The sequence below is a fragment of the Pseudomonas sp. H3_C08 genome, assembly GCF_054669455.1.
In genome coordinates this window covers 1780152-1804068 of sequence record NZ_CP162803.1, presented here as the reverse complement: position 1 = coordinate 1804068, position 23917 = coordinate 1780152, and the positions used below count along the sequence as shown (strand labels likewise).

23 protein-coding genes are annotated in these 23917 nt (G+C 54.1%); 15 read left to right on the top strand and 8 right to left on the bottom strand.

Annotated elements, in window-relative coordinates:
- The first annotated feature begins 7 nt into the window (after positions 1-7).
- The 5 genes from AB4N74_RS08355 to AB4N74_RS08335 all read left to right on the top strand — a co-directional run bounded on the left by AB4N74_RS08355 (position 8) and on the right by AB4N74_RS08335 (position 5450).
- Positions 8-889: an NmrA family NAD(P)-binding protein gene (locus AB4N74_RS08355; RefSeq protein ID WP_460099369.1), complete on the top strand. Its 882-nt coding sequence runs from the start codon at positions 8-10 to the stop codon at positions 887-889.
- Between the two features lie 254 nt (positions 890-1143).
- A complete protein-coding gene (locus AB4N74_RS08350) occupies positions 1144-2151 on the top strand; it encodes an alpha/beta fold hydrolase (RefSeq protein WP_460099366.1) in 1008 nt (335 codons plus the stop codon).
- A 147-nt stretch (positions 2152-2298) separates the two neighbouring features.
- Positions 2299-3048: an SDR family NAD(P)-dependent oxidoreductase gene (locus AB4N74_RS08345; protein ID WP_460099364.1), complete on the top strand. Its 750-nt coding sequence runs from the start codon at positions 2299-2301 to the stop codon at positions 3046-3048.
- Between the two features lie 48 nt (positions 3049-3096).
- Positions 3097-3843 carry an SDR family NAD(P)-dependent oxidoreductase gene (locus tag AB4N74_RS08340; RefSeq protein WP_150734421.1) on the top strand — a complete coding sequence of 249 codons (747 nt, stop codon included), beginning with the start codon at positions 3097-3099 and terminating at the stop codon, positions 3841-3843.
- A 374-nt stretch (positions 3844-4217) separates the two neighbouring features.
- Positions 4218-5450 carry an MFS transporter gene (locus AB4N74_RS08335; RefSeq protein WP_460099360.1) on the top strand — a complete coding sequence of 411 codons (1233 nt, stop codon included), beginning with the start codon at positions 4218-4220 and terminating at the stop codon, positions 5448-5450.
- A gap of 276 nt (positions 5451-5726) precedes the next feature.
- Here AB4N74_RS08335 and AB4N74_RS08330 read toward each other — a convergent pair whose 3' ends face one another.
- The 6 genes from AB4N74_RS08330 to AB4N74_RS08305 all read right to left on the bottom strand — a co-directional run bounded on the left by AB4N74_RS08330 (position 5727) and on the right by AB4N74_RS08305 (position 10818).
- The gene (locus tag AB4N74_RS08330; protein ID WP_460099357.1) at positions 5727-6329 is read right to left on the bottom strand and encodes a terminase small subunit; all 603 of its coding nucleotides are present in this window, start codon (positions 6327-6329) and stop codon (positions 5727-5729) included.
- A gap of 330 nt (positions 6330-6659) precedes the next feature.
- Positions 6660-6992: a phage holin family protein gene (locus AB4N74_RS08325; RefSeq protein WP_093099977.1), complete on the bottom strand. Its 333-nt coding sequence runs from the start codon at positions 6990-6992 to the stop codon at positions 6660-6662.
- Between the two features lie 529 nt (positions 6993-7521).
- Positions 7522-7881 carry a PA0613 family protein gene (locus AB4N74_RS08320; protein ID WP_047301475.1) on the bottom strand — a complete coding sequence of 120 codons (360 nt, stop codon included), beginning with the start codon at positions 7879-7881 and terminating at the stop codon, positions 7522-7524.
- Complete coding sequence (locus AB4N74_RS08315; RefSeq protein WP_460099352.1) at positions 7874-10093, bottom strand: VapE domain-containing protein; 2220 nt, start codon at positions 10091-10093, stop codon at positions 7874-7876. Before AB4N74_RS08315 ends, AB4N74_RS08320 begins: the two co-directional genes overlap by 8 nt.
- Complete coding sequence (locus AB4N74_RS08310) at positions 10083-10307, bottom strand: TraR/DksA family transcriptional regulator (protein ID WP_460099349.1); 225 nt, start codon at positions 10305-10307, stop codon at positions 10083-10085. Before AB4N74_RS08310 ends, AB4N74_RS08315 begins: the two co-directional genes overlap by 11 nt.
- Positions 10300-10818 carry a phage regulatory CII family protein gene (locus tag AB4N74_RS08305; protein WP_083368989.1) on the bottom strand — a complete coding sequence of 173 codons (519 nt, stop codon included), beginning with the start codon at positions 10816-10818 and terminating at the stop codon, positions 10300-10302. Before AB4N74_RS08305 ends, AB4N74_RS08310 begins: the two co-directional genes overlap by 8 nt.
- Positions 10819-11479: 661 nt before the next feature.
- Between AB4N74_RS08305 and AB4N74_RS08300 the strand changes: the two genes are divergently transcribed.
- The 9 genes from AB4N74_RS08300 to AB4N74_RS08260 all read left to right on the top strand — a co-directional run bounded on the left by AB4N74_RS08300 (position 11480) and on the right by AB4N74_RS08260 (position 19423).
- On the top strand, positions 11480-12262 hold the full coding sequence (locus AB4N74_RS08300) for a S24 family peptidase (protein ID WP_460099346.1): 783 nt from the start codon (positions 11480-11482) through the stop codon (positions 12260-12262).
- Positions 12263-12340: 78 nt separating this feature from the next.
- Positions 12341-12520, top strand: coding sequence for a hypothetical protein (locus tag AB4N74_RS08295; protein WP_081794195.1), 180 nt, complete (start codon positions 12341-12343; stop codon positions 12518-12520).
- Positions 12517-13107: a hypothetical protein gene (locus AB4N74_RS08290; protein WP_460099343.1), complete on the top strand. Its 591-nt coding sequence runs from the start codon at positions 12517-12519 to the stop codon at positions 13105-13107. The genes AB4N74_RS08295 and AB4N74_RS08290 overlap by 4 nt, the downstream gene beginning before the upstream one ends.
- 10 nt (positions 13108-13117) lie before the next feature.
- Complete coding sequence (locus AB4N74_RS08285; RefSeq protein ID WP_460099340.1) at positions 13118-13399, top strand: phage antirepressor KilAC domain-containing protein; 282 nt, start codon at positions 13118-13120, stop codon at positions 13397-13399.
- Positions 13400-13557: 158 nt separating this feature from the next.
- The gene (locus AB4N74_RS08280) at positions 13558-13914 is read left to right on the top strand and encodes a pyocin activator PrtN family protein (protein WP_422609556.1); all 357 of its coding nucleotides are present in this window, start codon (positions 13558-13560) and stop codon (positions 13912-13914) included.
- Positions 13901-14137 carry a DUF4224 domain-containing protein gene (locus AB4N74_RS08275; RefSeq protein WP_116254740.1) on the top strand — a complete coding sequence of 79 codons (237 nt, stop codon included), beginning with the start codon at positions 13901-13903 and terminating at the stop codon, positions 14135-14137. Before AB4N74_RS08280 ends, AB4N74_RS08275 begins: the two co-directional genes overlap by 14 nt.
- Before the next feature lie 2 nt (positions 14138-14139).
- Positions 14140-15207, top strand: coding sequence for a tyrosine-type recombinase/integrase (locus AB4N74_RS08270; RefSeq protein WP_422609557.1), 1068 nt, complete (start codon positions 14140-14142; stop codon positions 15205-15207).
- A 296-nt stretch (positions 15208-15503) separates the two neighbouring features.
- Positions 15504-17642: an AAA family ATPase gene (locus AB4N74_RS08265; protein ID WP_422609558.1), complete on the top strand. Its 2139-nt coding sequence runs from the start codon at positions 15504-15506 to the stop codon at positions 17640-17642.
- Positions 17642-19423 carry a UvrD-helicase domain-containing protein gene (locus AB4N74_RS08260; protein WP_460099334.1) on the top strand — a complete coding sequence of 594 codons (1782 nt, stop codon included), beginning with the start codon at positions 17642-17644 and terminating at the stop codon, positions 19421-19423. The genes AB4N74_RS08265 and AB4N74_RS08260 overlap by 1 nt, the downstream gene beginning before the upstream one ends.
- Positions 19424-19540: 117 nt before the next feature.
- On the opposite strand, the gene AB4N74_RS08255 is transcribed toward AB4N74_RS08260, so the two are convergent.
- Positions 19541-20593 (bottom strand): hypothetical protein, encoded by a 1053-nt coding sequence (locus tag AB4N74_RS08255; RefSeq protein ID WP_460099331.1) that lies wholly within the window; start codon positions 20591-20593, stop codon positions 19541-19543.
- Between the two features lie 327 nt (positions 20594-20920).
- Positions 20921-22813: a hypothetical protein gene (locus AB4N74_RS08250; RefSeq protein WP_422609561.1), complete on the bottom strand. Its 1893-nt coding sequence runs from the start codon at positions 22811-22813 to the stop codon at positions 20921-20923.
- Positions 22814-23513: 700 nt separating this feature from the next.
- Between AB4N74_RS08250 and AB4N74_RS08245 the strand changes: the two genes are divergently transcribed.
- Complete coding sequence (locus AB4N74_RS08245; protein ID WP_257354845.1) at positions 23514-23771, top strand: hypothetical protein; 258 nt, start codon at positions 23514-23516, stop codon at positions 23769-23771.
- Positions 23772-23917 lie beyond the last annotated feature (146 nt).

Genomic DNA, 23917 nt, shown 5'->3' with positions numbered 1-23917 from the left:
TACCAACATGACGCAAGCTACCATTCTCGTAACAGGCGCTACTGGTTACACCGGTCGTAGAACCGTCGAAATCCTTACCTCTAAAGGTGTTCCGGTTAGAGCCCTGGTGCACAAGGAAGATGAACGTTCGGCAGAGCTTCGTGCAATGGGCGCCGAAGTGGTGCTCGGTGATCTGCTGGACCTGAATGCCGTGCGCAGCGCACTCGAAGGTATTCGCACCGCCTACTTCGTGTACCCGATTACTCCGGGTTTGATTGATGCGACCGCTCGTTTCGCTCAAGCAGCGAAGGAAGCCGGCGTCGAAGCCGTCGTCAACATGTCGCAGATTTCCGCGAGACGCGAAGCCAAGAGCAATGCGGCGCTTGATCATTGGACGGCAGAGCGGGTTTTCGATTGGTCAGGACTCGCAATGACTCACCTACGCCCAACCTATTTTGCACAGTGGCTGATCTATCCCCATTTCCGCTCGCACATCCTGGAAAAAGATGAGATCCGCCTACCGTTTGGTGAAGGCCGGCACGCCCCAATCGCCGCTGAGGATCAAGCTCGTCTGATTGCCGCCATTCTCGAAAATCCGAGCCAGCATGAAGGCCAAACCTACACCCTGCATGGCCCTACCGAGTTGAACCAGCAAGGTGTCGCCGACGCTATCGGCGAAGTGCTGGGGCGCAAAATCGCCTATCAGCAAATCAGCCTTGAAGAATACAAACACGAACTGCTTGAAGCAGGTTTACCTCCATTCGTCGTTCAACATCTGGTCGAAGTAGCGTTGGATTACCAGCATGGTGTGTTCGAAGGCGAAGACAAGATCATTCGAGAAGTCACCGGACAAGCGCCAATGACCGTGCAAGAGTTCGTCACTCTTCACAAAGATCTGTTCGACGTATGAAGACGGTGAGTTGAGCCTGTGTCATGCGCGGGCTCATCCTCTCTGAAAAACTTCGCGCTTGATCACGTTGATCGCGGGGCGCCCCGATGACGACGTTCTGCCTTGACACATTCATAGTGACCGCCTTCAATAAATCATGAAGGCTATTGCTCGTTATCTGTTGCTGAGCAATCGCAGGTGCTGCTGGATTTCCATTGAACTGGAAACCCATTCCCAAGTGGCTGATTTGCACGGGAACAAAACGGGGAAGAAAAATGAAAAGCCTCAAGCGCAGTGAGTTTTCACGCCGCGACGTACTCAAGCAATCCATGCTCTTGGCCGCAGCAATGGCGGCGATCAATCATGGCTCCGCTTGGGCAGCCACTTCAGAGTCGCCGGCACCTCCCAGTAACCCAAAACTCGCATCAGGTTTCACTGAAAAAATCGTATTGAGGGACAACCATCGAATCTACGTTCGCGACTATCCCGGCAAAGAACCTGCTTATGTCCTTCTGCATGGCTTTCCCGATAACTGTCGTATCTATGAAGACTTGGCCCCACGTCTGAGCGCCGCTGGCAGACGCGTCATCGCTTTCGATTTTCTTGGCTTCGGCGCGTCCGACAAACCAACAAACTTCCGCTACGACTTTGAACAGCAATTGGCCGACTTCAACGCTGTAGTCAATGATCTAAAATTGAATTCAGTCATCCCGGTCGGGCACGACGCAGGGGGGCCGGCAGCGGTCAACTTCGCACTGGATAATCAGGATCGCGTGGACTCGCTTGTTCTGCTCAATTGTTATTACGCCAACGCCTCAGTGCTGGCCTTTCCCGACTTCATTGAACTGTGCTGCAATCCGAAAACCAAACTTTTGGCCCACGCGATGATGACGGACCCTAAGCAAGCAGCTTACCTCTTCAATTTTCAGCAGGGCCTACTGTTGGCCAACATGACGCCGGCAATGAGGACGCGCTTCGAAACGGTGTTGCAACCTATCATTGCGCACAACTTCACCCAGCAGCCGAGTGCAATGCCCGCTTTCCTGGCCATGACCGGGAATGCGTACGCAAACCTTGCGGCAAATGACCGGCGCCGTCCTGAACTGGCTAAATTCAATAAGCCGGTCAAACTGATCTGGGGTGGTCTGGACAAATACCTCAACACGGCCGTCGCTAAAGATATCGCCAGCCATTGCCCTCACGCGACGCTGACGACACTCGATGCAGAACATTGGCCGCAGTTCGATCTGCCTGACGAGGTAGCCAAGCACATCCTGGCCTGACATAACCGGCCGTGTTCATGTCATGTTGATTTATTCCGCCTATCGATAGGTTTTATCGTGGCTCGGGCAATTATCACCCGCCCTTCTCCCGGTTATTTTTGGCTCAAGACTCATCAACGAAAGTCTTCAGCCATTACGGGATTCAGCATGACAAAATTATTTACCGGCAAAGTCGCCTTGGTAACTGGCGGGTCGCGTGGCTTAGGCGCAGCGACCGCCAAGGCCCTCGCCGAGCAAGGCGCCGACGTAGCCATCAGTTACGTGTTCGCCGAAAAGCAGGCACTCAACGTGATCGAGTACGTGACCGCTCAAGGCGTGCGAGGCGAAGCATTTCAAGCGGATCAGGCGGACGTCGACGCCGCGCAATCGCTTATTGATCGAGTAATGGCCAAGTTCGGCCGTATCGACATCCTCATCAACAACGCCTCCATCGATCAGCTGGGCAGAGTCGATGATCCCGCCCGCGACGCCGAAGCATTCGATCGCTTCTGGGCCGTTACGCTTTCGGGGTTCATGGCGACTGTGCGCGCGGCGTCCAAAGTACTCAGCGACCAAGGCCGAATCGTGATGATCGGCTCTAACCTAGGTAACCGACCTGGCATGTCGGGTATCGCCGATCTCGCAGCATTGCGTGCAGCCATCGATGGCTATTCCAGGGGGGTCGCCCGTGACCTGGCCGAGCGCAACATTACCGTCAACGTGGTGCACGCTGGGTTTATGAAAACCGACCTCAACGCACATCTGCGGGACGCTTTGGCGCCTTTGGTAGAGCGCTTGTGTTTCCCGCGATTTGGCCGACTGGAAGAAGTCGTTGCACCCATTCTCTTTCTAGCCAGCCCTGCCGCGTCCTACATCACTGGCACGATCATCGATGCCGATGGCGGCTACAACATCTAGTCGCCGCAGCACGCGGATGACTCGGCTGAAATTACTGGGGAATACAGCATGAAAAAACTTGAAGGGAAAATTGCACTCGTCACCGGTGGCACCTCTGGCATTGGTTTGGCGACAGCACGCTTGCTGGTCGAAGAAGGCGCGCACGTATTCATCACGGGTCGTCGTCAGGCTAATCTGGATGAAGCTGTCCGTTCGATTGGTCGCAATGTGACGGGGGTCCAGGGCGACACGAGTAATCTTGATGACGTGGATCGGTTGTTCAAACTCATCACCGAAGAGAAAGGCCGGCTCGACATGGTATTTGCCAATGCGGCAGCTCAAGCCAGCGCGCCGTTGGGTGCGATAGACATCGAGCAGTACAACCGCGTTTTTGACGTGAATGTGCGCGGCACTTTGTTTACCGTACAGGGCGCTTTACCGTTGTTGTCTGACGGCGCTTCCGTTCTGCTGATGGCATCCGTCGCTGGGTCAAAAGGCAACCCCGGTCGCAGCATCTACGGAGCTTCGAAGGCGGCGGTTCGATCATTTGCACGGTCTTGGGCCAATGACCTCAAGTCTCGTAATATCCGTGTTAACGCAATTAGTCCTGGCCCCACTGATACTCCCGCATTCGATTCACCGGGAGGAGCCGAGCAGACCGCTCAGATCAAGACCCGGATTGCATCGACTATTCCACTAGGTCGAATGGCCCGTTCTGAAGAAATCGCCAAAGCAGCCGTGTTCCTACTTTCCGACGACAGTAGCTTCACCACGGGCTCGGAAATGTTCGTAGATGGCGGCTTCACCCAGATCTAGAGTGCTATCGGCCAATCCCCGTTATACGCTTGGCAAATACCTAATTTAGAACAGTAGAAGGCTTGGAGGCGCCGTTTCAACAGCGGCTGCTTCCACCAAGTTGCCTTCAGGCTCCTAGGTTTTCAGCGACCTTTCAGATCCTGTCCCACCTCTCGCACTAGTTACTGGAGTATCAGGGACGGATCGCTCGCCCTTATAAGAAAGAATTTCGGCAATAAAGTCCCGCTCGGGCCATTAACGGGATTGCTTTCAATCAAACCAAGCCACCTGGCAGTTCTTTTTCTAATCTCCAAGTGAAAATTTAAGGGGTACCTATGCTTTCAGAATGGCTCTCCAACCTCCTCGCGCGACGAGGTTCCCACTATGCCTGGGCCATGATCGCCGTAACATTTATGGCTGCCCTGGTAAGTGCAGCAGCGGTAGGTGCGCCCGGCATTTTCATCGTACCCATGCAGATGGAATTTGGCTGGAACACTACGGACATCTCATCAGCACTTTCGATTCGATTTGTCTTGTTTGGACTGACGGCTCCGTTCGCTGCTGCATTAATGAGCAAATATGGGCCGCGCAATGTCACGGTTGTAGCTATCACCTTGATAATGACCTGCCTTCTTGTGTCGCTCAATATGACGCAGGTCTGGCAGTTAATTGCATTATGGGGAGTGGGTGTTGGTGTAGGCGCAGGCATGACCGCCTTGGTACTAGGGGCTGTCGTGTCATCGCGTTGGTTCGACCAGCGCCGAGGTCTTGTGATCGGTGTGTTGACCGCGAGTAACGCCACAGGTCAACTTGTATTCATGCCGCTGCTCGCAAGCGTTACCGAACATTATGGCTGGCGTTGGGCGCTCGTTTTGCTCTCTACGCTGCTTGCGCTGGCGGCGTTCGCAGTGCTCATGTTCATGCGCGACCGTCCGAGCGATCTAGGACTGCGACCATACGGCAACACGAACACAGGTCCAATCGTCGAGCCCGTCGCAAGTGGCGAGTCAGTGTTTATGGCGACTTTGCATACACTGCGTGATGCATCCAGAACACGTGTCTTCTGGGTTCTATTCGCCACCTTTTTTATCTGTGGCGCGAGTACCGCTGGCTTGGTCCAAGTGCACCTGATTCCGCTGTGCGGTGACTTCGGTATTAACCAGATCCAAGCGTCGGGGCTGCTAGCAGCCATGGGTGTTTTTGATCTGATTGGCACTGTTCTCTCAGGCTGGCTTTCAGACCGTTACGACAGCCGGCACCTGCTGTTTTGGTACTACGGATTGCGCGGCGTATCGCTGATCGCGCTACCGTATTCAGACTTTACGATCTTCGGTTTGTCGGTCTTCGCAATATTCTACGGACTCGACTGGATTGCCACCGTGCCACCCACAGTTCGCCTCGCCGTCAACAAGTTCGGGCCAGAGCGTGCTGGATTGGTGTTCGGATGGGTATTCGCCGGCCATCAGATTGGTGCTGCGGTAGCCGCTTACGGAGCTGGGTGGTCCCGAGTAAATCTGCTTAGCTACCTGCCAGCGTTTTTCACGGCAGGTGTACTGTGCTTGTTTGCTGCAGCTATCATCATGACCATTAGACAGAAGAAACCTGTGTCTGAATTCGCTACCACTTGAGATTTGCTAGAGACGGGTGCCCGCTCAGCGAATGCGATTTTCGTTGAGCTGGCCAACCATCGGGCAGTGCGATTCAACTGCATTCTGCGAGCCGAAGTCATTTTGTTGCATGACGCGATTCCCGCGCCATCGGATTTCAGATCCAACTGCCGATCTTAATACAGCTTTCGAAAAGTGAATAAGTCTCGATGAAGAATGAGACGCCAGAACGTCCACTTCTTGCCGAAAGCGAGCGGTGCTAAACGATCATTCCGGACGAATAAGATCGGCACATCATCAGCAATCGTCCAATGCTAATCCAAAGTCGTCGCTGGACACCTGAGCCGCCTCGTTGAGCCGCTGGCGCAGCGCGGCGGTTAGCTGCCGCTCTACTTCCCATGGATCAGATAGGGCAGCTAACAGCGGTGCCAATTGGGGCGACAGGCTCATCAACGAATGATTGAGCGAACGCGCCGTTTCAAAAGCGGCTTTCTGCACAAAGCTGATTTCCACCAGTTCCCCCTGCGCCTTGCGAAACTCCATCTCCGCCATCCGCGCCAGGTAATGCTCGCGATGCGCTCGTGCTTTCTGAAAGTCTGGGGTCTGCGCTTGCGCAGGATCAGCGGGCGGCGGCGCAGCCATGTTAGTCGGTTCGGATTGTGCAGCGACGTGGCTGTACACATCACGCTGAAGCCGCTCCTGTTGGTGGCGAGCAGCGACGGCAGCCTTGCTCGGATCAGCGGTATCGCGGATCAATGCTTCGGTGGCCAGAACGTCGACCTGCTTGCCATTTGGAGACAGGACCAGTCGGCCGTTTTCCTTGAGCCAGGTGATGTAGCTCGGTGATCGGCCGATGTGCGCAGCGAAGGCGCTCTTTGACAGGTATGTAGCTGTGCTCATAAGCCCTCCTTTTCAGCTGCTTTTCAATGAATCTTTTCAAGATTTCAGTGGATTGAAATTTCAGTAAGCTGGTGGGCCTCCCACTAACAAGATCCCGCGGGTTTCCGACCCCGTGTCCTTTGAAAGTCCCCAGGGTCCCCGGCGGTTTTGTGCCCAGTCCGGTCGGTCGAGCCGGCATCCGAGTGCCATGCCCTGCCCCCATTCCCTTGGAAAGACGGACATCCCTGCGAAGGTTTCAGCTAGAGAGATTCCGCGAGTTCGATAACCCGTGTAGGGGGCGGCCCTCGGGGAGGACCCGTAAAAATCGGCGCCCTACCCGGCCTGCCCGGCTCATGCCTTCGGCTCAGCCTCGCTCAGGTCCAGCCGCTTGGCCACCCAGCGCTCGTACAAACCGATGGCGACATCCGCGCCGGCCATCGCGGTCAGGCAACCCAGCGCACCCGCTGTCCAGATCGACAGGCCCGCACCAAACAGCAACATCATCGCTGACACGCCGCAGACGATGCAGGCACCGGACCGAAGTGCGAGGCGGCGCAGTAAGGCCCAGCCTCTCGCCCCGTCCTTGTCGGCGCGCCACATCTCGCCAGACACACCGCCAACCAGGGACAGGGCAATCACCATCCAGATCGGCATCTCTGCCAGTGCCTGTTGCTCGTTCGTCATTGCCCTGCCCCTTAAACAAAAAGACCCGGCGCAATGGCCGGGTCAAGTGGTGGGTGGCCTGCCGCGCTTTGCGGTCGCACCCATCGAAGATGGCCCCTTTTTACAGGTCGATTCTGGTGGCAGCAAGACCGTTTTAATGCCATCCGGTGAATGTGTGGCTTACGCCCGGTGAACGGCTGGCGAATGTCGGTGAATATCTATCCCGGCTGTCTTTTGCTTATCTGGCGTCCCATGCGTCCCACCTCTCTAAAACAAGGTGGGACGTCTGAAAGCCCAGTAGATTGGGGCTTTGCCCCACCGTCCTACTTTTATCTCTCTTTTCTCGTGTATAGAGAGAATATTTAAAAACACGCGTGCGCGTGAACACGCGCATTGATGCCCGCTACGCATACACGGGCGGGAGACATGAAAAAGGTGGGACGGCGGGACAGCCCAACAACGACGGGGCCTGCGCCCGTCCCACCACCGCAAAAAGCGGTGGGACGGAGGCAGGCCGGTGGGACGGCGTGAGCCAGAGGAATGCCCACGATCAAGCCGCTTCCCCTAGGAGGAAGTGCTCGACCACGATGTGAGCGTCATGCAAGCGCTGGTAGTAGAGGTTGCGTGTGCAGCCACTCTCAGCCAGACGCGCAGTCAAAGGCGCATCAGGCTGGAAGTAATGCACCTGGACCACCGTCATCAGCTCGGGATCGAGGCGTTTCTTCACGATGCGCTCAATGTCCAGCGAAGCTTCCAGCGGCACCCTGCTTCCGCGCCTGCCGCGCACCAGTTGACCACCGCTCTCCATCATCATCGCGACCATGTTGCCGCCTGAGTAACCGGCGGCGACCTCATCGCTGTGCAGCTCCTGCGCCCATTGTTTGAGAGCCATATCGATCGCTTTAATCATCGAAGCACGGCTCCTCGAGCTCAGGTTGTTCCAGCGCAGGTGCCCTGCCCCAACCCTCCGGTTTCTTGTACGCCCAGGGCCGCTGGCCGCTCTTGCTCAGGGCGCCCAAACGAAACCGTCGCCACCCCAGTCGATGCAGAATCGCACCCACACGCATCTGCTCGGGTTTGCCCCAATGACCGGGATCGAGCTTGAGCGCCTGACTCATCACTTCACTGCCGGTGGTGGTCTCGCCGATCTGCGACTCTTCGAGCCAGGTCAGGATGGGCGTTTCCCATTCGTCCACCACAAAGCGTTCGTCCTGTTCCTCGCTGAACATCGGCGCTTCCTCTCGCGTTACCCACCAGAGATCGCCGGCCTCAAAGCAGAACATCGCTTCGGCCCACAACTGGTCGCGGATCTCGCGCAACAACGCCACGTCGACCTTGGTACAGGCCACCGGCCAATACCGGCGGTTGCCGGTGGCGTCCTTGAGGTACTCGTCCTGGTTGGTGGTACCGACGAAAACACACTGGCGTGGCACGTCCAACGTTCTGCGGCCATAGCTTTCGCGGTAGGTGTCGGTCGACGCCGAGAAGAACTGCTTGGCCTTGGTGCTCTCGGCCTTGTTGAAGCTGTCCAGCTCGCCGAGCTCGACAATCCACTTACCGCGAATCGCCTGAAAGCCATCCTTGTCGCCGAGGGCAAACGGCGTGTCCATGAACCACTCACCGCCAAGCACGCTCATCGCGGTCGACTTACCGGCGCCTTGTACGCCTTCGAGGATCATCACCGAGTCAGCCTTGCAGCCGGGTTTCATCACCCGCGCCACGGCCGAGATCATCCAGCGCTTGCCGACCTTGGACGTGTAGTCCGTTGTCTTCACACCCATGACATCCGTCAACCACCGCTCCAGGCGCGGCACACGATCCCATTCGAGTTTTTTCAGGTACTCGCGCACCGGGTGAAACGCATGGTCGTGGGCCACGACACTGACCGCCTCGATCACGTGGGACGACTTCACACGCAGGTTGTACTGCTGCGCGAGCCACTTCATCACGCGCACATCATCGATGTCGGCCCATTCGCCGGTACCGCCGCCATAAGGAGCGGCCCGCAGCTTGACGATCTTCGAGCTAAAGGCGCAGTAGCTGATTACCCCGGCCCAGCGTTCATCATGAGCGAGGATCAATTCGACGTTCTGCATGTGCGCGATCAAGGCGCCGCTCTCGCTGCGAGCGAGTTGATCCTTCCAGCCACCGGCCGCCGGTGGACGGACTACTGCTAGCACTTGTCGGCGAACCGCGTCGAGGCCTTCGGCGACGTGCAGGTCGTTGAAGTCGGTCCACTTGTCGTGACGCTCGACCGAGAAGATCGGCGCAACGACCTGGGCACCGACGATCAATGCAGCATTGCTCGCCTTCTCGTCGCCCGGATTCCAGGCATCGCCATTAGGCTTGGTGGTCTTCCAGTCATCGTCGCGGCAGATGATCAGCGGGCAGCCGGCGAAGCGTTCGCGCATGACCTTGCACACGGCCAGCAAGTTACCGGCATCGAAGGCTACGGCCACGGCCAGCGACGTCGCCATGTGCAGGCTGGCGCCGGTGGCGTAACCCTCACAGACCAATACCGGTTCACCCGGTACCGGATGCGGGCCGAGCAGGTGAAAGGTGCCCTCCTTCGCCATGCCGTAAGGCCAGTAGGATTTGTCGCGGCCGGTGTCTTCCTGCTTGTTCGGGAAGATCACCTGCAGGCCCATAATCTGATCACGGGCATTCTTCATTGGGACCAGTACCGCACCAGTTCGTGGCGCGTAGCGGACATTGATACCAACGATCTGCTTGCGGTCCAGGTATTCGCTGCGGCCTGTAGTCGGCATGCGCTCGAACAAACCCTGCGCCCTTTTCGCGGCCCGCCGCGCAGCGTTACTCGCGATTTCGGCGGCGCGGCGTTTGGCTTCTTCCTGACGGGCGCGCATCACTTCGCGTTCTTCAGGCGACATGCGACCGGCCTTGACCTTGATCTTCTGTGTTTCGCCCGAACGCCAGTCACCGAAAGCGCCGAAGATCAGCGTGTCGCCCTTCTCCGTGCGCTGCTCGTGAACCACGTACCAGCCGTTCTTTTCCTTGCCCTTGTCCTGCGATGTCTTGCAGCGGGTCAGCTTGCCGAACACCAGCGGTTGCGCTGGCTCCAGACCGTAATCGGCAAATTGCCCCAAAACCTCATCGAGCATGCTGAATCCCCCGCTCAGAAAGGGACTGGCAGCTGATGCATTGCGAGCAACCTGGTTGAGCCAGGCGGCGTGCTTCCGGGATCGGGTCGTCGCAGGCTTCACAGAACAGCAAGGAATGGGCAGCGCTTTCGGCCTTGGCAGCGCTGCGCGCCGCGATGGCATGATCGATGCGTTCCTGCACCAGATCGTTGGCGAAATCGGCGATGTCAGCCACGGTCAGCACCTCGCGTCGTCTGGTTGACGTAGGTGGCGCGGTTGAACAACCCCAGCAGCCCTTGAATGCCCCGGAACACCTGCAGGCGAATCGCAGCCAGTTCCTGATCAGTCACCACACCGTCGCCGATGCTCTTGGCCCAGGTCTCGGCCAGATCAGCGACCTGGCGGAAGTATTCGGCGATACCCGTGGTGAGAGTTTCGGGCATGTCGTTGGTGTAGGTGTCTGCCAGCTCCTGCCAGACCGTGTCACCGACCAGCGCGTGCACCGCATCGAGAATGCGGCGATCCTTGGTCAGTTCGAGGATCTCACCGAATTCCTGAATGTTGATGGAGTGGCTCGGATGAGTCGGCGACAGCTTGTGCTGCAGCGTGGTCGGGTTACGACCGGTCGTGGCTGCGATGGCAGCAGCGCCGCCCGGGTAATCGCGAGCGGCGTGGTACAGCGCTAAATCGAGCGGCAGGATTTCCCGCTGCGCCCGTTCCAGAGAACTAAGAGCGATACGGCTCATGGCATTAATCCTAAAAGTTGCCAGTGCCGCGCGACAGAAGTTGGTGATACATTTGCCGCGTGGTCTGGAGAGGCCCAAAGCCGGCTAGGTTCGTAAGACCAACACCGGCACCGTGCCGGGGCGAACAATCCGTTGTTCACCCCTGGCGCAACAGCTGCCAGCTCTGTGGTAAGAACGGCAGCTACACCAAGGCTTCCGAGCCTTGGAAGCGCGATGAAAGTCGGCGGCATGTGGTGTGCTCGCCTTCTGACATCGCGACCCGATAGCATTGTGGTGATGCTATCGGGAGAAACTGGGCGACCCTTGGGTCGCCTTTTTTCTATGCAGCTTGTATTTCAGCGTCGGATTCGGCTGGGAATATCTCGGGTAAATCCGGCCTAAGCTGATGAGGTAGCAGCGCTCCAGAAAGTGCTTTCGATAGATGTCGAACCTGTGCGACTGGAATACCTCGCCGACGCCAATTAAAGAATCTCTGAGGGCTGATTTTGCACTCTCGCGAAAGCTGGGAAGGGCTTTTGCCGGAGGCCTCAGCAACCTGCAGTACTAAATCGAATATCTGAGCAGGTGTACTCATGACGTTATCCATACCAAACAATTTGAACGGCAAGACCAAACAATACGTTTGTTATCATCTGAATGCAAGCGCTGTAACATTCTGTTTATGAGTAAACAAACGCAAAACCTCAAAGGCCAACGCTTCCGCGAAGCGCTCGAAGACTCCGGATTGACGGGGGCCCAGCTCGCTCGAATTCTCGATCTCGAGAACGACCAGAACATCACGAACTGGAAAGCTAGGGGCGTCCCCGCATACATGGTCGGCGAAGTTGCGCTGACACTTGTCGTGGAGCGCGAGTGGCTAGAAGGGAAAGATGTACCAATGCGGACCAAGAGCACTGAGCGAAGCCCATTACGCCGGGCCGCTAACGATTCGCCGCTTTACGTGCTGGAGCCAATGGCTCCTTGGGACTCAGAAACACCAATAGACAATGACGAGGTGGAGCTAAGGTTGTACAAGGAAGTGGAGTTATCCTCTGGACCTGGAAAGGTTGCGCGTACAGAGGTTCAGGAGATCGCTGGGCCCAAGCTTCGTTTTTCACGAGCTACGATGAGGACTTGCGGAGTAGATCCCTCAAACGCTGTATTTGCCACCAACAGCGGGAACAGTAATCACCCACTGATTCTTTCGGGAGCGACAGTCGGCATTGATACGGGAATGACGCGAATCGTTGACGGCGAAATGTACGCAATCGACCACGACGGGCATTTTCGGATTAAGTTTCTTCAACGTACTGCCAACGGCATCAAAATGAGGAGCTTCAATTCACAGGAATACGCTGACGAAGACTATGACTTCGATCAGATCATGGCTCAACGGGTGGTAATTCTTGGCCGCATATTTTGGTGGTCATCAATACGTCCATTGAAAGGCCCCTCTCTGATCTGACACCAAACAAAATGTGTTGACCAAAAACCAAACGGATTGTTTACTTGCCTCACTCTCCAACCACAGTGAGGCATCACCATGCGCGCCACCGCATCCCTACATGTCCATCCTGCATGCGTCAGCAATCGCAAACTGATCGAACAGCTGCAGCTCGCCACGGGCTGTCTGGTCGTCATTCATAACAGCAAACCAAAGCTTGTCGCCAAGTCCTGCCAGCCCTCTCCTATCGATCCGAACGGTGGAGGGCACGCAGCATGATCAAGTACAAGATCGACAACCGCACGCTCCAGTTGCTCAACGCCCAGGTCAACCTGACCGAGACCTTCAACCACGTCCTGCGCACAGCACCGAAGCGTGAATGCCTGGCATTCCGCCTGAAGGCAGAACGCGGCACCGTGGAAAGCACTTTTGTCGTCGAACTGGGCAGCGAACGCCACACGCTAACCCTGCCAAACGACAAGAAGATGCACCTCAAACTGGCCGATTTCATTGAAGAGATTGCCAACGGTCCGTTCGACGCGAGCAACTCCAGCGACCTGGTGCATCTCCCGCATGCCGATCGTCAATACGGTCGCTTTGAAGTCCAGGACAAGCAGCGCGTGTTCGAACTGGTGCACACCGGCGGCGTGCTGAGCCTTGACATGGGCTTTGAACTTCCCCTGCATGTGGCGGTGCATCGCACTCATACACGCCGCGGCGTCACCGCCATCTTGAGCATCGGCAACAAGAGTCCGCATACGCGCTGCTTCACCTTGTATGACCCCGATGCCGAGATCTACGCAAGGCTCATTGAGTCCATCAACCACCCTGCTGCAGCGGCCACTCCTGCTGCGCACGCGGCATGAGGAGGACGATATGGAACGCACCCTCGCCCAAGCAGCCACACAACTCGGCCTCACTCGCCCCAAACTGATCGCTCTCATGCGGAAAAAAGGTTTGCTCAAGGGAAACCTGCCGGCGGACCCGAAGCGCGACAAAGCGTACCTGCGTGTCAAGGACAGCCCCTGGCATGACGAAAAATGCGGAATGCAGTACAGCCAGTCGACCCGCGTCATGCAAGCCGGCATCCGCTGGCTGGCCGAGCAGTTGGACATCGATCTTCCTGCCATCCCGGCAGATCGCCGTGACGTGGCCTAGGGAGTACGCCCGCCAGATCGTTGCCATGCGCACACGCGAGGAGCGCAACGCCGCGCTCCTCGAAGTGCCCGAACATCTGCGCGAGCTGACCAGACGCCACTGCCTGAACGCCTGGAACCACCCAGCACGACAACAACGCAAGGAGGCTCGACAAGGCCATGAGTAACGCTGCACAGAATCCGCTTCGCCTGCATCCGGCGCCAGAATCGGCCACCGTCGAACTGCTCTATCGAATCTTCGGTGACGTCCTGATCCCGCTGGAGAAAGTCCGCGAGCAGTACTTTCGCAATCTCAACGAACAGTCGTTCGTGACAGAAATCAACAGCGGCCGGATCCAGCTCCCGATCACCACGCTGGACACCAGCCGCAAGGCGCTTAAGTACGCACACATCCGGCACGTCGCCTCGCTGATCGACATCCGCGCCTACAAAGCCGACGAGAGCATGCAACGCCAACAGGACGAACCCATACAAGCAGAAGCAAATTTAGAAAGGGATAGACATGGAAATTCATAGCGAAACTCTTGCCGAGGACGAGCTGGTCGCAATCACCGGATATCAACGACCTTCATTGCAGCTGGATTGGCTCAATCGAAATGGCTGGAAATACGTACTTACAGGTGCAAGACGACCTGTTGTTGGTCGCGTGTACGCGCGAATGAAACTGTCCGGTGTGAAGCCTTCATCTGACAATATTGCGGCTGAAGCCTGGTCGCTAGATCTTTCACGCGTGGGGTAAAAATGCGACCAAGAAAGGCTGCAAATCGGGATCTCCCACCTCGAATGATCAGGCGGGTTAGGTCAATGAAAAACGGCTCAGAGTGGGTCGGGTACTACTACGACGGGAGAGATGATCAGGGGAAGAGGAAGGAAATTCCGTTGGGTGGCGACTTGGATGTCGCCAAGGCGGAATGGGCGAAACTCGATTGCAAGCCAATTCCGCAAAAGAACAGCCTTCTGGGAAAAGTTTTCGACCGATACGAAGCCGAGATCATTCCGGCGAAAAAACCTAGAACCCAAAAGGACAACTTACTATCTCTGACGCAGCTCAGGAAAGTATTCAATGACGCGCCAATCAATGCTGTGACACCGCAGGTGATAGCCCAGTACCGCGACAAGCGGACTGGGAAAGTTCGGGCGAACCGCGAGATCTCACTGCTCTCGCATATCTTTAACATTGCCAGAGAATGGGGTATCACTGACAAGGAAAACCCAGCATCTGGGGTGCGAAAAAACAAAGAGACGCCACGTGATTTTTACGCTGATTCTACGATCTGGAATGCCGTTTACGGCGCTGCAGTACCAGAGCTTAAAGATGCCATGGACCTGGCTTATCTTACTGGCCAACGCCCTGCTGATATTCTGGCCATGCGCGCTACAGATGTCACCGAAAGCTTCCTGCAGGTTGCCCAGGGCAAGACCTCAAAAAAACTCCGTATCCGACTTGATGCCGGCGATAGTATTAACGGCTTAGGTGAGCTTATAGAAAGGTTGCTGGAACAACGAAAAACGCGTGCGGTTCGAAATCCGTATTTGATCATTACAGAAGACGGTCGCCGCGTGACCGCACCAATGCTTCGCCTGCGGTTCGACGATGCGCGCAATCGCGCAATCGCGACAGCATTAGAGGGTGAAGACACCCAGCTTGCTTCAGGCATTCGGATGTTCCAGTTCAGGGATATCCGGCCGAAAGCAGCGAGCGAGATTGACGATCTTGAGCATGCCAGCAGACTGCTTGGGCATACTGATAAACGCATAACAGAAACGGTCTATCGACGCGTCGGTGAAATCGTAAAACCCACACGATGACCCCCACCAAGAAATTTGCTCACAACCTTTCTTAACCATTCACCTGAGACTTAGAGTCGCCCTTCATGACGTGCGACTCTCGGCCAAAGCAGGCACCTCAAACGTCGACTAAACTGGGGCGATTCAAACAGCCAGCGACACTCAAGACCACAAGCAGAGTTGATAATCCTCATGGAGTTGACTCTTGGCCTTAGGCTCGAAGAAACGCTTCGTATTTTGAGCGGTAGGTTTAGGGACCGCGTAACGATTGCTTCCACACAACTAAGGCTGCTCAGGGAGCGGCGGGCCGGAGAAGCATGCATATTTCTAAACTGACCATCGTCAATTATCGAAACTTCAAGAACTCAACTCTACAGTTCCAGAGAGGGGTTAACACCATCATCGGCGAGAATGGGTCTGGGAAGTCGAACATACTTCGCGCGATTCGGCTTCTACTAGATGACAACATGGTTCGTGCCGCCTACCGCTTGGAGGAATCTGACTTCAGCAGGTCGCTCGATCAATGGCAGGGCCACTGGATCATCATCAGCATGGAGTTCGAGGAGATCAGTACAGATGAATCTGTGCAGGCGCTATTCCTCCATGGAACGGCCACGCTTGAAGATGCGCCGCTCGCAAAAGCTACCTACAACCTCATCTTCCGACCTAAGAAAGAGATCCGGCTGAAGCTGGCTGCGCTCGATCTTTTTGACTATGACAAGCTAACTGAGATCCGCAGCTCGATTACGATCGATGACTACGAGACAATTTTCACAGGGCGGAGCAGCGCCGACTTCAGCAATCCCGCGACTTACGAATCGATTATTGGTGACTTCAGGTCATGCTATTTCAAATCAGAGACAGAATTCCCGGAAATCGGATCAAAGGTGCCGGGCTTTCTCTCTGTCACGAAAGAAGTCTCGCTGACCTTCATTCAAGCACTTCGCGATGTTGTTTCAGAGTTCCACAACAACAGAACGAACCCTTTGTTCACGCTGCTCAAGAGCAGAAGCGGCGAGATCAACCCAGCAACAATGCAGCCCATTTCACAGATGGTTCGCGACCTTAACTCATCCATTGAAGACCTTGAGGATGTGCAGTCCGTACGCAATCACATTCGCGAGACGATCAAGGACGCTGCTGGCGAGACCTACTCGCCTGCGTCACTCTCAATCAAATCTGACTTACCTGAGGAGGCGGAGAAGCTCTTTCAGTCTCTGCGGCTTTTCGTTGGCGAGTCCGAGGAAGGGTACGAAGGAGGGATTCATGAGTTGAGCCTTGGCGGGGCTAATCTGATCTACCTCACACTCAAGCTGCTTGAATTCAAGTACCAGCGCGAAAAGCTTTCCATCGCAAATTTCCTCCTGATTGAGGAGCCGGAAGCACACATTCACACCCACATCCAGAAGACCTTGTTCGACCGCATCGCCTACAGCGACGCGCAAATCATCTACACCACGCATTCGACTCACATCTCAGAGGTTAGCAATGTAAGTAACGTCAACATTTTGGGACGACACGGTCCATTCTGCGAGGCATACCAGCCAGCTACCGGCCTTGAGCCGTCCCAGGTAACGAGCATCCAACGGTACCTCGACGCGGTGCGTAGCAATCTGCTCTTCGCAAAGAGCGTGATACTGGTGGAAGGTGATGTGGAGGAAATCCTAATCCCGATTCTAGTCAAAACTGTGCTCGGCTTAAGCGTCGACGAACTTGGCATCAGCGTCGTCAATATCCGCAGCACGGGCTTCAAGAACGTAGCGGTTCTGTTCCACAACCTGCGCATCCGAAAGCGCTGCGCAATCGTTACTGACCTCGATAGCGCCTTTTTCGACATCACACCATTACTCACGGATACGCCAGCTATCGTAGCGAGAAAAGGCAAGGCGGCCGGCTCACAGAAGTCCGGCCAAGAGCGCAAGGCTGACCTAGATAATTTTGTTGCTGGAAACCAGTGGCTCGCTACCTTCTACGCTACACATACCTTTGAGGTCGATTTCGTCGCAGCTGGGAACCAAGAATCGGTTGTTCAAACCATCTCTAAAGTCTACAAAGACGCAGCGACAATTGATGCTTCGGTCAATGCGCTCCGCTCAGGTCAACTGGACCAAATGGGGCGCCGAACACTGATGATGGCTCAACAGGAAGGAAAGGGATGGTTCGCCATTCTTCTCGCTAACGAGCTCACTCATGATGTAAGAATCCCCGACTACATTCAGCAAGCCATTCATTTTGCACACGGTCACTTCTCCCGAACTTTGCTTTCCCGAATCATTCAGTATCGGGCGGACAGTCGGTTCGGATCTCAACCTTTAGCGACTCCTTTCCACACCGCGTTACGGGTGGATATTGAGCGCTTCCAACGAGAAGAAATCAGTCTTCAGTCTCTCAAAGCGGCAGTTGAATTGATGTTACCGGGGGACGTGATCAATTCGTTCCTGGCGGAGATTACATAATGTTCGCTTGGGACCCTCGGGATCTTAATCTTGAGCAAGCTGCGGCCGTTGAGGAACCATCGAGCGTCTTTCTTATCGCGTGTCCTGGCAGTGGAAAAACGCGCACTCTGACCTATAAAATTGCCTATGAGTTATCCCGCCGCACCGGCAAACGTATTCTGGCAGCCATTACCTATACGCATCGGGCCGCCGATGAGATCCTGGAGCGGATAGAGGACCTCGGTATCGATACATCGGGGCTGTGGATTGGTACGATCCATTCCTTTTGCCTTGAATGGATTATCAAGCCTTACGGCATTTATTGCCCTGAGCTCGCGCATGGTTACCGCGTAATCGATACGCACGATCGTGAGCTAATGCTGGAGCGGCTATGCGCACCTTATAGAGGAATCACCCACTGGGACTGCGATTACTTTGTAAGCGAAACTGGATACTACCTTGCATGTCCCGACACTCGGAAGCACGATGCGATTCACAAAGTCTTACGGGAATATTTTACCGAGCTTGCAGCGAGTCGAAAGATTGATTTTGAACTGATCTTGTGGCATGCCCAAGCTCTCATGCGGGATAAAAACCATATTGCGGTACTGCTTTCGCAGGTGTTTTCCCACCTCCTAATGGATGAGTACCAAGACACGAAACAGATTCAGTACAGCCTATTGATTTCTATTCTGCGCGCCGGCGGCGGAAGAACAAATACCTTCATCGTTGGCGATCCGAACCAGGCGATCTATGGATCGCTTGGCGGCTATGCAATGCCTGTGGCTGAGTTCCGCACCCAGGCAGGCATACCAATCAAAGAGATGAAGCTCAGTCGAAATTATCGGTCCAGCGAGAGAATAATCAGCTATTTCTCAAACTTTAACGTCCATGCGACGAGCATCAAAAGCGAGGGCGACAACGCAGCGTTCCCTAGCCTGATAACTTACAACCATTACATTGCACATACCGACTTGCATGATGAATTGGTTCGGCTCATCCAGGAGAGTCTTGCCGCTGGTCATGCACCCGAGGAGATTTGCGTGCTGGCCCCGTGGTGGATACTGCTGGCATCCACAACCCGTAAACTAGTGGCGATGCTGCCCCACTGCCAATTTGATGGCCCCGGCCTTGTTCCTTTCAGCAACGACTATGACAACTTCTGGTTCAAAGTATCTAAAATCCTACTTACTGAGTCCTCGCCGAGGCTCCTAATTCGTCGTATGCGTTGGGCTAACGATGTGATCAAGGATCTCGGTGATTTCGGTGTTGACACTTCTCGTCTGTCCCAGAGACTGCTGCTCAGGGAATGCAACACAATCTCGATCATGGAAACGGATGGTCTCAGCTATCTTGATCAAGCCTTCACTGCATTGTTTGAGCGGCTTTCCATATCCATCGATAGCTTTCCACCACTTACGGAACACCGCGAGGCCTTCTTTGGCAGCTCTGCATCCAGAATCGAAAGGCTTCAGAAAGCCGGGGCTAGCTATATCAATGATGTAGCATTCTTCAAGAAGGTGTTCCGTGAACGAACTGGCATAACAGTTTCGACTATTCATGGAGTCAAAGGCGCGGAATTCGACGTTGTCATTGCCTTCGGGCTACTGCAAGGTATGGTGCCCCACTTCAATGAAACGAATGCGGAAGATGCGGCGAACAAGCTTCTGTACGTATTAGGCTCCCGTGCTCGCAAGCACCTTCATTTAATGTCGGAGGTGAACCGCCCCAGAGGACGCTATGGGATTTATACACCTACCGAAACGCTCATTGCGTACACATTTGCTTATGACCTCGACTAGGCTGCTGTCGTACTGAACTCATCGCAAGTTTTTATCACACCCTAGACTCGTAAACGCCATAGACCTGTTGAACCCCCAGTCCATAGCGAAACCTCCTCAACCAACCCGGCAGCTACGTTAGGTCTCGCCGGCAAGTCTCGACATTTGCCTGATCCTTTCAAGAGACTCAGTGACGTGCTTCGGATATTCACCGTTGAAGTATTCAAAGGTTAGCGGATTGGCTGTGTAGAATTGACAGCAAAAATTAACCCAGTCTTCCGTTTTCAGCGACCCATTGATCTTGAAGAGCTTGCTCGATCTAGCTTTGATGTGCGCAGAGTTCTTCATCGTCATGTTGAAGTCGGAATCCCGCCTCTGAAAATATTCTTCCTCCGTGAAAAGCTGGATCGCGCCATCGAAGTGCCTGAAACAGTTGGCCGCGAGATCGAACTCGGCGTGCAGATAGCGCGCGGGGAAGTAGTACTGCCCCTCGACCTCGATTCGAATGTTCTCCGTTTTCATTTCCAGAGCCTGAAACGATTTGATGCCATTCGACTCGCTCCACTTGATGTCGAGACAGTAGGCGTTGGCAAAGAGGAAGGAGATATGCCTAGAGTCGAGATCCAGAGGCGGACGCAGCTTGGAGATTCCGGTTTCGATGTTTTGTATGTCTCCGTCGAAGGGAGCGCCGTACCAAGTGTCGGCCTCAAAATAGCCTAAGCCGTCGACATTGATCCGGACCCGGTCTTCGTCGAGAGCAATGTATTTTTCTATGCCGGAACTGTCGAACCGCCAAAACAGGTCTATAAACCTTGGTGCCCAGTTATTGACTAGGTGCATTCCTCGTCGGTAACAGGGGTGGGCCATCAAAATAAAATCGGGACCGGCAAAGCATCCTTCGTAATGGGGGCTGGGCGGGAATCGGCTGGCGATCTCATTGAACGGCAGCAATCCATCACGCTCGGCCCTGATTGGCCCCAGTAACGTTCGTGTGATGCCCTGCGCCTTGGCAACGATGCCGATGGTCTGGATGTATTCAAAGGACTCCTCGCTGAGGATCACGCCTTTGGATGCGGCTAAGCCCATAAACCTCGAAATCTGGGCAGTAGCTTCGGCAAGGCGAGTGCGGGACTGTTTTTCTTTATCCGCTATATAGCGTGCCATCATCTCGTCGTATTCTTGATCAATCATCACTATTTCCGAGCAGATGACAGGGGCGATTAATATACATTTGCCTCCGTTAGAGGCTAGACGTTTGTCTCGATAAAACAAGTTTCAATGCGCGGCTTCTTAGGCCTAAACGATTATTTCCCTTAAGTCGTCATTCCGAATGCGGATTTACGGAAATACCCGGACGTCTTGGGATGATAAGCGCTTCGAAAAATTAAAGGACGCTTCGAGCAAAGGGCCTGTTAGCCGGCGGTCTTTTTTCGCCTAAACATATTCATAGCAGACTTTTATATAGCCGATCTAAAAACACCAGAGACTGGAGCATCCCATCCAAAAAAGCACGAACTTTCAAGAGAAAATTTCGCATAGCAAGTCCTCACGCATTCTTTCCCAGACAGGCTCCAGCATCTGCTTTATCCACTTAAGATCGCTCCTTATATCTGCGATGGTCTCGCAGCAACAGATCAGCGAACGAAGTGCCATTTCCAACATCGAGCTGCTGCTACAACACTCAGCAATACCAACCATTAAGGCGTCCAGCTCCTCGACCAATGGATGTGACCCCAATTGTAAATTGCCCCTGATGTAACCATGGTGTTCTTCAGGAAGACGGTAGGCTAGATGCTGGACGCAACGTAATACCGCCTGTACCAAGTGTGTTTCGATATTAGCCGGAGTAGCGTATATACAGAAATGTGACTGCATCGAATGTAGACAATTACTCAACATTTCCGAGGTATCAATTTCCGAAACCTGCGAAACACACAACCGAGAGTAGGAAAACAGATGTTCATCCGGATCAAATATTGGGAAATTACCAGTCAGTTTTTTCCATGGATGACTGAGCCAAGACAGCTCCGCTCTACACTTTCCACGGTACCAGCGCATGACTCGGGGTATAAGCGTAAGACTCAACCAATCGTGAGTGAACTCCGCACTCCACAGCCCACGCGGCCCCCAAGAACTGGAAAGTTCACGAAGGTGATTTGCGCTCCAGCCGATGAGAATACTGGGCTCATGAGAACTACACATCCCACCCTCTTGGTATACGTACAAAATTAGATGGTAACCGGAGTCCAACGAATCGGTGACCCTAGGCGAAAAAACCTTTAGTACACTATTTCCAGAAGCATCAAATATATGTTCTTCGGTCTCACCTGTAGCGTAGTCATGCTCTCTGGCGTAAATCATGATGAGGCGCCAGAGAAAACGTGAAACGCTATAGATTGTATGTACAGGCTGTGATGAATCGTTAAGTCGCTTGAATCTTAGACAGCGCCAATTGGCTTCCAGTCTCTGGATCGTGTCTAGATAGTGAGTCCAAACCTGGATCAGGCACCAATTCAGGTCCTCTAGCTCTTTTCGGTCCAAGCTCAATTGGAACTTCTGTGTTGTGAGCAAGAAACGCGCCGAATCGCTCAGAGGCAAAGTGAAAGGTCCCTTTACCGGATCGTGATAATGCCCTGCCCATTGCAGCCAATGCACCAAATCCTTCCCAGCAATGGCCAAGGAAACTCCCGCCAAATTGGATCGGGCAAATGAAAAAATGGCGGAAGCTATATGCGATCTCGGACTTGGCAGCAGGACTTCCATCCTGACGCTTTCGTTTTCGATAGTAAGATGCGAATCGTAGTGCTGAGAGAAGCCTTTTCGATAAAACTGCTGTTCTTCTATAGGCATCCTCAGTGTATGGCAGAAGCGGTCGCTGATCTGTTTAGAGAAAAAGGTTTCGACGAGTTCCGGATTCTGCCGCAGAAGCTGTTCGATCCAGCCTTTGTGCCAAATTTCAGCAGATAAGCCATGTGCTTCCAATTCCTTTTTGGCTAAGTGCCAAGCCTCAAGCAGTTGAGTGTCTTCTTGAATATCAATCGAAAGACAGAGAATCCAGGTGCGTGACTCACTCGCCAACTTTGCTTCAAGGAAGGTCTTGACCCAAGTTCGAATATCTGCCGGTTTTACTTTCCTCCATCTTTTTACCTGAGCAACCTTGTATTTGCTCTCTCGTGGTGCCTGCCAGATGATGTCAATACCTTTCTGATCCTGCCCTGCCCTTCCATATTTGAAAACCTGTAGGCCGCCTTCCGAATACTGGTGCTGGATCAAGCGCGCGCATAGTCTCTCGAAGTCTTCCCAATGCATGAGATGAAATGGTAAACCTTCCAGTTTGGGTTCGAGGATGTCGCTTATCACAGGGGACGGGGATGCCAGTAAATTTCCTGGATTGATATCTGTGAATTTCATGCAATTCCTTTGGCACTGGCATCAAAATTTTAGTCAAGACAGCCTGTCAAATCAGCCATGTTTTTGTCAAAACAAAGAGAGCCCAGGCGAGTCCAACAATATGGCTACCCGCGAGGTGCGCTGAATTTAGCGCCCACAGAAATATTTCGGTTCAACCGCCGACATAAGGCACGACCCCTCCACCAGAAAAATCAAAAACCGGCAAAAAATCATTTCCGCAATTAGATTCCTACCCGCTGCTTTCAGCGACCCTCAGAGCATCGGCGAACACTGGCTTGCGGAAATAAATTTAGGCTAAGACATTGAAATAAAAGGATTATTCTTCGGACTTGAAAACCGTCGACTGTAACAGGTCCATGAGTTCGAATCCCATCGCCTCCGCCATATTTTGTACCGACAAAGCCCTGATTATTCAGGGCTTTGTCGTTTCTGGCATTCGGAAATCTTGCACCTCTTTTTATGGATTCTTTCCGCATTTTTCCGGTTATTGCCGCATCCCTGCCCTGGCGACACTACTACGCTTGGGCAAATCGAATCACTCGAAGCAGAGCGCGTTGATTGCATTGACTTTGGTCAACAGGCAGCTTTCGGCCAGAAGCAGATCTCGCCCAGACGACGCCCTCAGACCAAAAAAGGGTTTCTCTTAAAAATGCCGATAGGCTTATGTATTTGCTATCAGTAAAAATCCAGGCGAAAGGACATGGCAATTTCTAAAGGTGATTTCATAAAACTGATCAGCGTTGATCAATCAAAGGTAGTTTTCACTGATTGGATTAGCTCTCGAGAGGCGGCACCGGGAGATATCGCATTGGTGGAGGAAGTTTCTTTCGCAGAGGATGGGCGGATCGTTCGCCTTCTGTGCGAGGACCGTCCAGGTTTTCTAGAGTGGCGAACGTGCCTTTATGAGGCAGGGTTGATCTATGAGGTCCTTCTCGGCCCCATTGAAGTCGCCACTTAATTCTTTGCATCAGACAATTGTTGCTCGCCACCACGAGCTGATTATTGCCTATCGAGATCGAGCGTCAGGTTCGGACGGAAAGCGGACCCGACCCGGTAAGCCCGTTCGATTTGACTGACAGTCAGATTGCCTGGTTGTCATATGCT

Bases quoted from the DNA above. Each gene is read 5' to 3' on its own strand.
- AB4N74_RS08355 (WP_460099369.1), top strand. From the start codon at position 8: ATGACGCAAGCTACCATTCTCGTAACAGGCGCTACTGGTTACACCGGT.
- AB4N74_RS08350 (WP_460099366.1), top strand. From the start codon at position 1,144: ATGAAAAGCCTCAAGCGCAGTGAGTTTTCACGCCGCGACGTACTCAAG.
- AB4N74_RS08345 (WP_460099364.1), top strand. From the start codon at position 2,299: ATGACAAAATTATTTACCGGCAAAGTCGCCTTGGTAACTGGCGGGTCG.
- AB4N74_RS08340 (WP_150734421.1), top strand. From the start codon at position 3,097: ATGAAAAAACTTGAAGGGAAAATTGCACTCGTCACCGGTGGCACCTCT.
- AB4N74_RS08335 (WP_460099360.1), top strand. From the start codon at position 4,218: ATGATCGCCGTAACATTTATGGCTGCCCTGGTAAGTGCAGCAGCGGTA.
- AB4N74_RS08330 (WP_460099357.1), bottom strand. From the start codon at position 6,329: ATGAGCACAGCTACATACCTGTCAAAGAGCGCCTTCGCTGCGCACATC.
- AB4N74_RS08325 (WP_093099977.1), bottom strand. From the start codon at position 6,992: ATGACGAACGAGCAACAGGCACTGGCAGAGATGCCGATCTGGATGGTG.
- AB4N74_RS08320 (WP_047301475.1), bottom strand. From the start codon at position 7,881: ATGATTAAAGCGATCGATATGGCTCTCAAACAATGGGCGCAGGAGCTG.
- AB4N74_RS08315 (WP_460099352.1), bottom strand. From the start codon at position 10,093: ATGCTCGATGAGGTTTTGGGGCAATTTGCCGATTACGGTCTGGAGCCA.
- AB4N74_RS08305 (WP_083368989.1), bottom strand. From the start codon at position 10,818: ATGAGCCGTATCGCTCTTAGTTCTCTGGAACGGGCGCAGCGGGAAATC.
- AB4N74_RS08300 (WP_460099346.1), top strand. From the start codon at position 11,480: ATGAGTAAACAAACGCAAAACCTCAAAGGCCAACGCTTCCGCGAAGCG.
- AB4N74_RS08295 (WP_081794195.1), top strand. From the start codon at position 12,341: ATGCGCGCCACCGCATCCCTACATGTCCATCCTGCATGCGTCAGCAAT.
- AB4N74_RS08290 (WP_460099343.1), top strand. From the start codon at position 12,517: ATGATCAAGTACAAGATCGACAACCGCACGCTCCAGTTGCTCAACGCC.
- AB4N74_RS08285 (WP_460099340.1), top strand. From the start codon at position 13,118: ATGGAACGCACCCTCGCCCAAGCAGCCACACAACTCGGCCTCACTCGC.
- AB4N74_RS08280 (WP_422609556.1), top strand. From the start codon at position 13,558: ATGAGTAACGCTGCACAGAATCCGCTTCGCCTGCATCCGGCGCCAGAA.
- AB4N74_RS08275 (WP_116254740.1), top strand. From the start codon at position 13,901: ATGGAAATTCATAGCGAAACTCTTGCCGAGGACGAGCTGGTCGCAATC.
- AB4N74_RS08270 (WP_422609557.1), top strand. From the start codon at position 14,140: ATGCGACCAAGAAAGGCTGCAAATCGGGATCTCCCACCTCGAATGATC.
- AB4N74_RS08265 (WP_422609558.1), top strand. From the start codon at position 15,504: ATGCATATTTCTAAACTGACCATCGTCAATTATCGAAACTTCAAGAAC.
- AB4N74_RS08260 (WP_460099334.1), top strand. From the start codon at position 17,642: ATGTTCGCTTGGGACCCTCGGGATCTTAATCTTGAGCAAGCTGCGGCC.
- AB4N74_RS08255 (WP_460099331.1), bottom strand. From the start codon at position 20,593: ATGATTGATCAAGAATACGACGAGATGATGGCACGCTATATAGCGGAT.
- AB4N74_RS08250 (WP_422609561.1), bottom strand. From the start codon at position 22,813: ATGAAATTCACAGATATCAATCCAGGAAATTTACTGGCATCCCCGTCC.
- AB4N74_RS08245 (WP_257354845.1), top strand. From the start codon at position 23,514: ATGGCAATTTCTAAAGGTGATTTCATAAAACTGATCAGCGTTGATCAA.